Source organism: Polaromonas sp. P3_B1 (assembly GCF_056402935.1).
In genome coordinates, this window is the sequence record NZ_JBFUGK010000020.1 from 87859 (window position 1) to 99442 (window position 11584).

General features: G+C 64.4%; 13 protein-coding genes, 1 other RNA gene and 1 pseudogene. 5 read left to right on the top strand and 10 right to left on the bottom strand.

Features of this window, described 5'->3' with window-relative positions; genetic code table 11:
* Positions 1 to 21 precede the first annotated feature (21 nt).
* Both rnhA and AC1DXS_RS13520 read right to left on the bottom strand, forming a co-directional pair.
* Positions 22 to 504, bottom strand: a complete 483-nt coding sequence (gene rnhA / locus AC1DXS_RS13515; RefSeq protein ID WP_477738001.1) for a ribonuclease HI — start codon at positions 502 to 504, stop codon at positions 22 to 24.
* 87 nt (positions 505 to 591) lie between these two features.
* Positions 592 to 1416 (bottom strand): class I SAM-dependent methyltransferase, encoded by an 825-nt coding sequence (locus tag AC1DXS_RS13520; RefSeq protein ID WP_477738002.1) that lies wholly within the window; start codon positions 1414 to 1416, stop codon positions 592 to 594.
* Positions 1417 to 1448: 32 nt separating this feature from the next.
* Here AC1DXS_RS13520 and gloB point away from each other — a divergent pair, with 32 nt between their 5' ends.
* Positions 1449 to 2219, top strand: coding sequence for a hydroxyacylglutathione hydrolase (gloB, locus tag AC1DXS_RS13525; protein WP_477738003.1), 771 nt, complete (start codon positions 1449 to 1451; stop codon positions 2217 to 2219).
* Positions 2216 to 3793, top strand: coding sequence for a transglycosylase SLT domain-containing protein (locus AC1DXS_RS13530; RefSeq protein ID WP_477738004.1), 1578 nt, complete (start codon positions 2216 to 2218; stop codon positions 3791 to 3793). Before gloB ends, AC1DXS_RS13530 begins: the two co-directional genes overlap by 4 nt.
* Positions 3794 to 3833: 40 nt before the next feature.
* On the opposite strand, the gene AC1DXS_RS13535 is transcribed toward AC1DXS_RS13530, so the two are convergent.
* From AC1DXS_RS13535 to dnaX, 8 genes are all read right to left on the bottom strand, one after another.
* On the bottom strand, positions 3834 to 3986 hold the full coding sequence (locus AC1DXS_RS13535; protein WP_477738005.1) for a DUF3096 domain-containing protein: 153 nt from the start codon (positions 3984 to 3986) through the stop codon (positions 3834 to 3836).
* Between the two features lie 166 nt (positions 3987 to 4152).
* Positions 4153 to 4992 carry an ABC transporter permease gene (locus AC1DXS_RS13540; RefSeq protein ID WP_477738006.1) on the bottom strand — a complete coding sequence of 280 codons (840 nt, stop codon included), beginning with the start codon at positions 4990 to 4992 and terminating at the stop codon, positions 4153 to 4155.
* Between the two features lie 8 nt (positions 4993 to 5000).
* Positions 5001 to 5828: an ABC transporter ATP-binding protein gene (locus AC1DXS_RS13545; RefSeq protein WP_477738007.1), complete on the bottom strand. Its 828-nt coding sequence runs from the start codon at positions 5826 to 5828 to the stop codon at positions 5001 to 5003.
* 221 nt (positions 5829 to 6049) lie between these two features.
* The gene (locus tag AC1DXS_RS13550) at positions 6050 to 7099 is read right to left on the bottom strand and encodes an ABC transporter substrate-binding protein (RefSeq protein WP_477738008.1); all 1050 of its coding nucleotides are present in this window, start codon (positions 7097 to 7099) and stop codon (positions 6050 to 6052) included.
* Positions 7100 to 7242: 143 nt separating this feature from the next.
* Positions 7243 to 7656 (bottom strand): MAPEG family protein, encoded by a 414-nt coding sequence (locus AC1DXS_RS13555; protein WP_477738009.1) that lies wholly within the window; start codon positions 7654 to 7656, stop codon positions 7243 to 7245.
* 66 nt (positions 7657 to 7722) lie between these two features.
* Complete coding sequence (gene recR, locus AC1DXS_RS13560) at positions 7723 to 8349, bottom strand: recombination mediator RecR (RefSeq protein ID WP_477713232.1); 627 nt, start codon at positions 8347 to 8349, stop codon at positions 7723 to 7725.
* A 156-nt stretch (positions 8350 to 8505) separates the two neighbouring features.
* Positions 8506 to 8829 (bottom strand): YbaB/EbfC family nucleoid-associated protein, encoded by a 324-nt coding sequence (locus AC1DXS_RS13565; RefSeq protein ID WP_007871458.1) that lies wholly within the window; start codon positions 8827 to 8829, stop codon positions 8506 to 8508.
* Positions 8830 to 8907: 78 nt separating this feature from the next.
* Entirely contained in the window at positions 8908 to 10767 is a 1860-nt protein-coding gene (gene dnaX / locus AC1DXS_RS13570) for a DNA polymerase III subunit gamma/tau (RefSeq protein WP_477738010.1), read from the bottom strand.
* Positions 10768 to 10868: 101 nt separating this feature from the next.
* Here dnaX and ffs point away from each other — a divergent pair.
* The 3 genes and pseudogenes from ffs to AC1DXS_RS13585 form a co-directional block, all read left to right on the top strand.
* An RNA gene (ffs, locus tag AC1DXS_RS13575) (signal recognition particle sRNA small type) lies at positions 10869 to 10965 on the top strand.
* 99 nt (positions 10966 to 11064) lie between these two features.
* Positions 11065 to 11376, top strand: a complete 312-nt coding sequence (locus tag AC1DXS_RS13580) for a DUF6538 domain-containing protein (RefSeq protein ID WP_477738011.1) — start codon at positions 11065 to 11067, stop codon at positions 11374 to 11376.
* A 99-nt stretch (positions 11377 to 11475) separates the two neighbouring features.
* A pseudogene (locus tag AC1DXS_RS13585) lies at positions 11476 to 11584 on the top strand (XRE family transcriptional regulator); the annotation flags it as partial.

Consider the following 11584-nt stretch of genomic DNA (forward strand, 5'->3'; position numbering starts at 1 on the left):
GATCCCAGGTCCAGGTGCTTGTTACAAGCGGCCCAGCGCGCGCTCCACGCCCTTGTTGGCCAGCGCATCGGCGCGCTCGTTGCCGGGATCGCCGGCATGGCCTTTGACCCAGCGCCAGTCGATTTTGTGGCCGCTGCTGCTTACCAGCGCGTCCAGGCGCTGCCACAGGTCCACGTTCTTGACGGGGGCCTTGGCGGCCGTGCGCCAGCCCCTGGCCTTCCAGCCATGGATCCACTCGGTGATGCCCTTGCGCACGTATTCGCTGTCGAGGTAAAGCGTCACGCTGCAAGGCCGCTTGAGCGCCGCCAGCGCCTCGATGACGGCGGTCATTTCCATGCGGTTGTTGGTGGTGCCCAGCTCGCCGCCGAACAGTTCTTTCTGGGTGCCGCCCTGGGACAGCAGCACGCCCCAGCCGCCGGGCCCGGGATTACCCTTACATGCGCCGTCGGTGTAGATCACGACGGGCTGCGGTGCGGCGGTTGGGCTGGAGGATAGATCGGTCATGCGTTGGTGTTGCTTGTGAAGAACGCCGGGGCCCGTACGACACCCGGCTGTTGAAAATGAAAAACGAAGAAAGGGAAAGGGGCCGGTTCAGGCCGGTGGCCGCATTCGCGTGGCCGGCTCCTTGTTGGCGACTACCGCCGGCGCCGCAGCCGGCGCCTTGCGCGTCTTCCAGGCCGGCTCGAGCAAACGCACGCCCCGCACCCGCTTGACCGCCGCGAGAAAATACACGGCGCCGAAAATCGGCCACCAGCGCTCACCCGCCGCATCCATCCACTCGAAGCGGTCCAGCCATGCCTGGCTGGTCAGCGCCGGGCGGTAGCAGCCGAAGCGCCCCGACTCTACCTCAAAGTCCAGCAGCCGCAGCCAGTCGCGCAGCCGCCAGTAGCCGATGAACTCTCCCGTCTTGGGCAGGAACAGGCTGTCGTAACCCCAGCGCTGGTACAGGTGGCCGCGCCGTTGGCGCAGGCCCCAGAGACTGGTGGGGTTGAGCCCGCTGATCACCACACGGCCCTCCGGCACCAGCACCCGGCTGACCTCGCGCAGTGTGGCGTGCGGGTCGCGGCTGAGCTCCAGCGTGTGCGGCAGCACCACCAGGTCCAGGCTGGCCTCCGGAAACGGCAGCGCATCAGAGTCCGTCAGCAAGGCCGCGCGCCGGGAACTTGCGGCCGGGGCGGCAGTCGCATCCGTAGCCGCTTCGGCCGGGGAAGAGGAAGGCGCCGACCCGAGGGCCAGCCATTTGTGCGGCATGCGATTGGCCTGCAGCGCGTCGAGTTCAGGCAGGCCCAATTGCAGGGCGTGGTAGCCGAAAACATCGCTGACCGCCTCGTCGAAACGCGCACGCTCCCAGCCCAGCAGATAAGCGCCAGGCGGCGTCCTCAGCCAGTCCGTCAAACCTATAATTTCAGAGCTCATCAAGAACCGTCCTACCTGTCCTGAGACACCGCATGCATTTGATCCCGATTCCCGCCTTCGATGACAACTACCTCTGGTTGTTGCATGACGGCAAGCGCGCCCTGGTCGTGGACCCGGGAGATGCCGGGCCGGTGCAGCGCGCGCTCGACGAGCACGCATTGCAGCTGGAGTCGATTCTAGTCACGCATCACCATGCGGACCACACAGGTGGTGTGGATGCCCTTCGCGAGGCCACGGGCGCCCAGGTCTGGGGCCCCGGCGCCGAGCGCATTCCACAGCCTTATACGCACCTCAAAGGCGGCGACACGGCGCGCGCCCTCGGCCTTGAATTCCAGGTGATGGACGTGCCGGGCCATACGGCCGGCCACATCGCCTATTACACGCAGGACGTCAACGGCAAGCCCCTGCTGTTCTGCGGCGACACGCTGTTCTCGGGCGGCTGCGGGCGTTTGTTTGAAGGCACGCCCGCGCAGATGCTGGCCTCGCTCGACAAGCTCGCCGCCCTGCCCGGCAACACCGTGGTCTGCTGCACCCATGAATACACGCTGTCCAACCTGCGCTTTGCCGTGGCCGTGGAACCCGGCAACGCTGAGCTGGCGGCCTACCAGGCGAAATGCATACGCCTGCGTGAGCAGGAAGTTCCGACCTTGCCGACCTCGATCGCGCAGGAACTGCTGATCAACCCCTTTTTGCGAACCCGGCAAGCCACTATCATGCAGGCTGCCCGGCACTTTGATGCGTCGGCCCATGACGACACCACCGTATTTGCCGCCATCCGGCAGTGGAAAAACCAATTCAAATGACGCCACACTCCCGCACCACTGCAGTTACCAGTCTTTCGAGCTTTTCCGGCCCCTCGAATTCTTTCTCCTCCCCTCTTCTCCGCCTTGCTTCGCTGGCCCTGATGCTGGCGGCGGCGCTGCTCACGGGCTGCGCCACACAACAGGCGCCCGGCCTGCCGAGCGACCCTGTGCTGACCACCGGCGGCGCACCGGCCGCCAAGCCGCTTCTGCCCAGCGGCCCGCTGCAGGCCATCACGCCCGGCCAGGCCGGCTCGCGCCAGATCGCTTCGACCGAGCCGCCCAAGGAGCTCTGGGACCGCATACGCCGTGGCTTTGCGATGCCGGACCTGCAAAACGAACTGGTCACCGACCGCGAGCAGTGGTACGCCAGCCGGCCTGACTACATCCAGCGCATGACCGAGCGCTCCAGCAAATACCTGTTCCACATTGTTGAAGAACTCGAGCGCCGCCAGATGCCGACCGAGCTGGCCCTGCTGCCCTTCATCGAAAGCGCCTTCAACCCACAGGCCGTTTCCAGCGCCAAGGCCGCCGGCATGTGGCAGTTCATGCCCGCCACCGGCAAGTATTTCGACCTGAAGCAAAACGCCTTCCGCGACGACCGCCGCGACGTGCTGGCCTCCACCCGTGCCGCGCTGGACTACCTGCAAAAACTCTACGGCATGTTCGGCGACTGGCACCTGGCGCTGGCAGCCTACAACTGGGGCGAAGGCAGCGTGAGCCGCGCCATCGCCAAAAATCAAAGGGCCGGCCTGGGCACCAGCTATTCCGACCTCAACATGCCGGCCGAAACCCGGCTCTATGTACCGAAGCTGCAGGCGGTCAAGAACATCGTCGCCAACCCGCAGGCCTTCCGCACCGAACTGCCGCTGATCGAAAACCACCCCTACTTCCAGCAGGTGCTGATCACGCGCGACATCGACGTGGCGCTGGCCGCGCGCCTGGCGGACGTCAAGATCGAGGACTTCAAGGCGCTGAACCCCTCGGCGCACCGCCCTGTCATCATCGCGGCCGGCACGCCGCAAATCCTGCTGCCCTGGGACAACGCCACGGTGTTCCAGCGCAACTTCGAGGCCTACAGCCAGGGCCAGTACGCGAGCTGGACGGCCTGGACCGCCCCGAGCACCATGAGCCCGGCTGAAGCAGCGCGCCGCACCGGCATGAGCGAAACCGACCTGCGCGGCGTCAACAACATCCCGCCGCGCATGCTGATCAAGGCCGGCTCCACGTTGCTGGTGCCGCGCTCGGCCAAGGTTGAAACCGACGTCACCTCCCATGTTGCCGACACCGCCCAGGTGTCCTTCGCGCCCGAAGTCGTGACGCGGCGCACCACCGTCAAAGCGCGAAAGGGCGAGTCGGTGGCCACCATTGCCAAGCGCTACGGCCTGAGCGCCGCCAATGTGGCCGAGTGGAACCACGTCAGCGCCTCCAGCGCCTTCAAGCTGGGCCACCCGGTGGTGGTCTTCCTGCCGGTCAAAAGCCATGCCGCCTCGGCCAGCCACGGCCGCGGCAAGGCCGGCGTCAAGGCCGTCAAGCGCGGCACGGCCAAGCCTGTCGTGAAATCGAAAAAGCGCTAAGGCGCCAGGGCACGCCAGGGCACCTTAACTCCGGCGATGGCTAAAGCTTGAGTGTGCCCAGGCCGAACAGGCCAACCAGGCCGATGACGATCAGGTAGATGGCCACGATGTAATTGAGCAGGCGCGGAATGATCAGGATCAGGATGCCGGCGATCAGGGACATCAGCGGCCCTATGCTGAGCGAGAGGTTCATGGCGTTTTCCTTGGAGTTTTGGATGCCGGCTTGCCCGCTCCTTCCCTTGCGCGGCGCGAGGGCATGGAACGGGGCAAGCCCGGTTTTGACTCTAAGGAAGCAACTCGCCTGGCGCTGTAGGACGGCAGGAAGTTTGCGGTACAGGGGAAAACGCCAAGGTTTTCCGTCAGAGCTTTTCCGTCTCGCCGCTGCGCGGCTGCCACTTCATGAGGCGCTTTTCGAGCCGGCCCACAATGCCGTCCAGCACCAGCGCAAAGGCCGTGAGCACCACAATGCCGGCGAACACGGTGTTGACGTCGAAGGTTCCCTCGGCCTGCAAAATCAGGTAGCCCACCCCTCGCGCCGAGCCCAGGTATTCACCGACCACCGCGCCCACAAAAGCCAGGCCCACCGAGGTGTGCAGGCTCGAGAACACCCAGCTGGTGGCGCTGGGCAAATACACGGTGCGCAGCAGCTGGCGCTGGTTGGCGCCCAGCATGCGGGCATTGGCCAGCACCACCGGGCTGACCTCCTTCACGCCCTGGTAGACGTTGAAGAACACGATAAAAAACACCAGCGTGACGGCCAGCGCCACCTTGCTCCAGATGCCCAGGCCCAGCCACAGCGAAAAGATGGGCGCGAGGATCACGCGCGGCATGGAGTTGGCCGCCTTGATGTAAGGGTCCAGGATGGCGCTGGCCGTGGGCGCGAGCGCCAGCCACAGGCCGCAGGCCAGGCCCAGCACCGTGCCTATGCCGAAGGCCAGCACGGTCTCCAGCAAGGTGGTGCCCAGATGCAAATAGATATCGGCATTGCCCGGCAGGCCGTCGGGAAACAAGGCGCTGGGGCCGAAGCCGAAAGGCATGAACCAGCTCCAGACCCGGCCCGCCACCTTGATGGGCTCGCCCAGGAAAAACGCAATCTTCTGGTCGCGCGAAACGGCGTGCCAGACCAGCAGGATGATGACCAGCAAACAGACTTGCCAGGCACGCAGGTTTTTTTCGGAAGGCTTGAGATGCCGCCACATAGTGATTCTTATGCGGCTTTCTTGAGCTGTTGCGCATAACCCTTGAGCACCTCGTCGCGCAGCACATTCCAGATCTGCGTGTGCAGCTCCACAAAACGCGGGTGGTGGCGCACCTCGGCCACATCGCGCGGGCGCGGCAGGTCTATGGCGAACTCGCCTATGGGATGTGTGCCCGGGCCGGCCGACAGCACGACCACGCGGTCGCTCATGGCAATCGCCTCGTCGAGGTCATGGGTGATGAAGAGCACGGCCTTCTTTTTGGCAGCCCAGAGTTCCAGCACTTCGTTTTCCATCAGCTGGCGGGTCTGGATGTCGAGCGCGCTAAAGGGTTCGTCCATCAGGATGATGTCCGGGTCCAGCGCCAGCACCTGGGCCAGCGCGGTGCGCTTGCGCATGCCGCCCGAAAGCTGGTGCGGGTAGCGGTCGCCGAACTCGGCCAGGCCTACGCGCTCCAGCCAGCCCTGGGCCTGGCGGCGTGCCTCCGCATCCGGAATTCCGCGGTACTGCAAGCCCATCATCACATTGGCCAGCGCGCTGCGCCAGGGCATCAAGGCCTCGGTCTGGAACATATAACCGGCGCGGCTGTTGATGCCGGCCAGCGGCGCGCCAAAGACTTTGACCTCGCCCGACGAGGCCTGCAGCAGGCCCGCGCCGATATTGAGCAGCGTGGACTTGCCGCAACCCGTGGGCCCCACGACCGAGACGAACTCGCCCGCGTTGATGCGCAAAGTGGTGTTGCTGACGGCGGTGTAGCGCTGGGCCGCGTCGTCGCGTGAGCGGAAGGTGCAGCTGATGTCGATCAGCTCCAGGGCGCAGGCGTTGTCGGGTTCGGGCATGGCGGGAGCTTACAGCAAGCTGCTTGCGCGGAGATAGGCCCCCACGCTTTTCACTTCGCCTTCGGCTTCGTGTAATGCGCTGCCCCCCAAGGGGGCGCTGCGCCTGCGGTCTGGCAAAGCCAGTCCCGCGGCCCCTGCTGGCAAAAGACGGGGCCCAAGCTTTTCGCTTCGTGTATTTTCGACATCAGCACGGGCGGGCTCGACCACCAGCAGGGGCGGTGCTAGGCCTTGAAGCGATCCTTCGCGCGGCGCGCAAACTCGTTGGTATAGGTCTTGGCGATGTCTATTTTGTCGGCCCTGATACTGGGGTCGAAGCTGGCCAGCGCCTTGAGCGCGGTGCGCGCGCCGTCGTCGGGAATGATGCCGTCCAGCGAAATCGACTCGCGCACCTTGTTGAAGGATGCCAGGTAGAGCGCGCGGTCGCCCAGCAGATAACTTTCGGGCACGGTCTTGATGATGTCACCGGGGCCGGCGGTCTGCAGCCACTTGAGGCCGTGCACGATGGCATTGGCCATCGCCTGGCAGGTGTTGGGGTGCTTTTGCACAAACTCCAGCGGTGCGTAGAGGCAGCCCGCCGGCATGGAGCCGCCGAACACCTCGGTCGTGCCCTTGAGGGTGCGCGTGTCGCTGATGATTTTGACCTCGCCTTTTTGCTCCAGCATGGTCATCACCGGGTCGGTGTTGCTCATGGCGTCGATCTGGCCCGAACGCAGCGCTGTCAGCGCGCCGGCGGCCGTGCCCACGCCGATGAAACTCACGTCGCTGGGCTTGAGGCCGGCCCGCGAAAGCACCAGGTTGGCCATCATGTTGGTCGACGAGCCCGGCGCCGACACGCCTATCCGCTTGCCTTTGAGGTCGGCCAGCGTCTTGTAGTTGGGCATGGTCTTCGTTGAGATGCCGAAGGCGATCTGCGGCGCCCTGCCCTGCAGCACAAAGGCCTGGAACATCTGGTTCTTGGCCTGCAGGTTGATGGTGTGCTCAAACGCGCCCGAGCACACATCAGCCGAACCGCCGACTACCGCCTGCAGCGCACGCGCGCCACCCGCGAAATCACTGATCTCGATGTCCAGGCCCTCGGCCTTGAAGTAGCCCAGCTGTTCGGAAATCGTGAGTGGCAGGTAATAAAACGCGGCCTTGCCGCCGACCGCAATCGCGATCTTGCTCTTTTCAAGTTTGGGCTGGGCGCGCAGCGAAGGCAATGCCAGCGTCGCCACGGCCAGCGCGGTGCCGCCGGCAAAGCCACGACGGGAAATCAGGGGTGGGCGGTTCATGCAAAGCCTCTTTTCTTGTGAATGACACAAGCTTATCGAGACGTAAAAAAGCCCGCATCGGGGACATCCCGTGCGGGTTTTTACCAAAAATCAGGCGTTGCGGTTACCAAAGGTTACCGCGTGTGGCATAACTGCTTTAGGGCTCAGCGGTACGCTGAAACCAGAATCAGGATATTGACGAAGAGCGCGACGGCCCAAACTGCCGAGCGTGCCTTGGCCAGGTCTGCCACGTACATCATGATGTAGGCGATGCGCAGAAAAACGAAGAGCAGCGCCAGGATGTCCAGCCGCGTCTGCGCGGACTGCAGTATGTGCGCAATGATCACCGCCGCGAAGAAAAACGGCAGCGCTTCAAAGGTGTTTTGCTGCGCCGCATTGGCGCGGCCACGCCAGTCGGTCTGTTTGGCCAGCCAGCCGCGCGGGTTATGGTTATCGAAGCCACCGTCGCGCCGGGGGGTGCTCATCATCCCGTACTTGGCGAGCGCCGCGCAGGCGATCGGCAACAGCGCCGCGATCAGGACACACCAATAGGCGATGGTGAAGCGTGCAAAAGTCATGTTGGTTTCCTTCCGTTTGTTGTTGTGTCGTCATGCAGGCCCGGCAGGCGCGCGGGTCGGCGCCCCTCAGCGCCTGTCCACCAGCGCATGGGCTATCGTGCCCAGGTCCACGTATTCAAGTTCGCTGCCCACCGGCACGCCGCGCGCCAGGCGCGTCACCTGCACGCCGCGGCTTTTAAGTGCCTGTGCAATCACATGCGCCGTGGCCTCGCCCTCGGCCGTGAAGTTGGTCGCCAGGATCACTTCCTGCACCTCGCGTGAAGCCGGCGGCAGCGCCTCACCGCGCTCGTCTTTTGGCACCACGCGGTCGAACAGTTTTTGCAGGCCGATGTCATTCGGGCCTATGCCGTCCAGCGGGCTCAGTTTGCCCATGAGCACAAAGTACAGGCCCTTGTAGGCCAGCGTGCGCTCCAGCGCCGCCTGGTCGGCCGGGGTTTCGACCACGCAGAGCTTGCTGCGGTCGCGCTGCGGGTTCGCGCAGGTGCTGCAAAGCGCCTGCTCGGTCAGCGTGTTGCACAGGCTGCAATGCCGCACGCTGCCGACCGCATGCTCGAGCGCGCGCGCGATCTGCAAGGCACCCGGCTTGTCGTGCTGCAGCAGGTGGAACGCCATGCGCGCGGCCGACTTGGCGCCCACGCCCGGCAGCTTGCGCAGCGCCTGAGTGAGGCCTTCGAGAGCGTTGGAGTCAGCCATGTGGAGGGGAAAACAGCCTGAAATGAATAAAGGACAAAGGTGTAGCGAGCGGGTTCAGGGCAAGGCGCGGGTGTCAGGCCACCGGAATGCACTTGAGGTGCATGAGGATGGCCTGATCGGGACCCGCAACGCCGCCATGAGCCCGCGCAGTAGCCGTCAGAAGGGGAGCTTCATGCCGGGTGGGAGGCCGGCTGTGAGCTTGCCCATTTTTTCCTGGCTGACTTCCTCGGCCTTGCGCACGGCGGCGTTGAAAGCCGCGGCCACCAGGTCTTCCAGCATGTCCTTGTCGTCGGCCAGCAGGCTGGGGTCGATCTCGATGCGCTTGACGTCGTGTTTGCAGGTCATGGTGACCTTCACCAGGCCGGCACCGGCTTCGGCCGTCACTTCCACAAAAGCCAGTTCGTCCTGGGCTTTCTTGATGTTGTCCTGCATGGCCTGCGCCTGCTTCATGAGGCCTGCGAGTTGTCCTTTGTTAAACATGGAGTCTTCCTTTTGATCGTGAAATGGGAGGATGTCGGGTGTTGGGAAATGCGTGCTACCGCTGGCCGTTGACTTTGATCATATCGACTTGGCCGCCAGCGGCCGTATGCTGCCGGGGACAATTTTCGCGCCCCAGTCGCGCATCATGTCCTGTACCAGCGGATCGTTTTGTATCAGTTCCTCGGCCGCGCGCTGGCGCTCGGCCGCGGCCGCGCCATTGCGGCGCGCCGGGGTGTCGGTGACGGGGCCGACTTCCACCGCGAGCTTGAGGGCTGGATCGCCGGTATGGGTTTGCAGCGCGGCCTGCAACTTTTCGCGCGCGGCCGCCTGGTTCAGCGACTCGCGCTCCACGCGCAGCGTYCACAGCCCGCCGTCCTGGCTGCGCAGTTCCGACTGCAGGCCCAGCTCGCGCGTCAGGGCTGCCACCGCCTCGGCCGCGACCAGTTGGTTGACTAGCTGACCCCAGGCTTCGCCCAGAGGTACGGGCACCAGCGGCGGGGGCGTTGTTGAAGGCGCACTGGCAGGCGGACGCTGTTGCGGCGGCTGGGGAACAGCCTGCACGGGCGCAGGCGCAGGCTCAGGCATGGCCGGTGCGCTTGCGGCGTAATGGGGAGCGGCTTGCGCACGCTCGGCCTGAGCCACCGGCGCCTGGGGTGCCTGTGGCGCCGATGCTGGCGGTGCCACGGGCGGCCGTCTTTCAAAGGTGGGAGCTGCAGCTGGCGGTGCAGCCGCAGCAACGGGGGCCGGCGCGGGCGCTGGAGCCCGCGTCACCTCAGGCTGAGGCTTTTTTCCGGGCTCGGCGGCACCCCCCGCATGGCTGGCGGCCGAAGCCGATGGCTTGAAGGCCAGAAGACGCAACAGCACCATGGTCAGGCCTGCATATTCATCCGGCGCCAGGCCCAACTCGCCGCGGCCATGCAGGCACAGGCTGTAGAGCAACTGGGTTTCGTCGGCTGGCAGCGCACGCGCCAGCCGGGCCGTCTCGGCGATGTCCGGGTCGGCATCGTCGCCGCCCTCGCCCATCTCAGGCACGGCCTGCAGCACCGCCATGCGCTGCAGCACCGTCGTCATTTCTTCGAGCGTGGAGGCCGCGCTCAGGCCGTTGAGGCGCAGCGCCTCCGAGGTTTCCACCACGGTCTTGCCGTCACCGCGCGCCAGCGCGTCCAGCAGGCGATACACATAGCTGCGGTCCACGCTGCCCAGCATGGTGCGCACGCTGGCTTCTTCGAGCGAACCCGAGCCGAAGGCAATCGCCTGGTCGGTCAGCGACAACGCATCGCGCATGGAGCCGCGCGCCGCGCGCGCCAGGAGGCGCAGGGCCTGCGGCTCGGCCGGCACGTTTTCCACGGCCAGCACCTGCGTCAAATGTTCGAGCACCGTCTCGGGCGCCATGGGCCGCAGGTTGAACTGCAGGCAGCGCGACAGCACCGTGGCCGGCACTTTCTGCGGGTCCGTCGTGGCCAACACGAACTTCAAATATTCGGGCGGCTCCTCCAGCGTCTTGAGCATGGCGTTGAAGGCCGTGTTCGTGAGCATGTGAACTTCGTCGATCATGAAGACCTTGAAGCGGCCCACCACGGGTTTGTAAACCGCCTGCTCCAGCAGCTGCGCGATTTCATCGACACCGCGGTTGGACGCCGCGTCCAGCTCGGTGTAATCCACAAAGCGCCCGCTGTCGATGTCGGTGCAGGCCTGGCACACGCCGCAGGGCGTGGCGGTGATGCCGCCCTGCCCGTCCGGGCCCAGGCAATTGAGCGACTTGGCCAGGATGCGCGAGATCGTCGTCTTGCCCACGCCCCGCGTGCCGGTAAACAGGTAAGCATGGTGCAAACGCTGCGTCGCCAGCGCATTGCCCAAAGCCTGCACCACATGCGACTGCCCCACCATTTCCGAGAAATTTTTGGGGCGGTATTTGCGGGCTAGAACGAGATAGGACATCCGGCCATTCTAAATTGCCGGGGCCAGTGTTTCGGGGAGCGTTGCCGGACTATGTTCCCCACGATGCAAGGGTCATTCCCAAGTCCCTTACAATCGTGGGTGACGGGCCTTCCCGCATGGTAAAGCGGCCAACCGGGTCAGGTGGGGAACCAAGCAGCCCTAACTGTGGAGCCAGTGCCGGGGTCAAGGCTCGTCACCTTATCACTTTGAAACCCAATGATTACGTGGGTTTCAAGCCTGTAGCGGCTTTCCGGGCCTCTCGTGTGTCAGTTCGGTGTGTCACTTTGATAATTCGACATGACTAAAACTGACGTGGCAAAACTACCCGGACTCTTCCTGCGCGCAGGCGTTTATCAGCTACGTGTTGTTGTTCCCCTTGACCTCAAGGTGACCTACGGCAACAAAAGCAAGCTGGTCCAATCACTCGAAACAAGCAACTACACAGAAGCCTCGCTGCTGGCTACTCAGGAGCGGGCAAAACTGCTGGAGGAGTTCAAGCACAAGCGCCGTCTACTAGCGCCCCAGAAGCTCGACAGTGTGACCGTTGAAATGGCCTCGGAGTTGGCCCAAAGGGTGCGGGCGACGGTCCTGAGGGTTGACGATTGTTGAATTCCGTCGAAATCTGACCCACTTAGCGCAGTAATTTCCATCCAAAACTGACCCACGTAGGCACTACCCTGCTTGTTTTAAAAGCAGGGGAAATTAGGAGTGATAGACGTGGCGACATTGAATGTCATCAGGCGATGGGCATTGAGGGATCAGATGTCCATCCGCGAGATCTCAAGGCGTACAGGCCTGGCTCGCAACACAGTGAAGA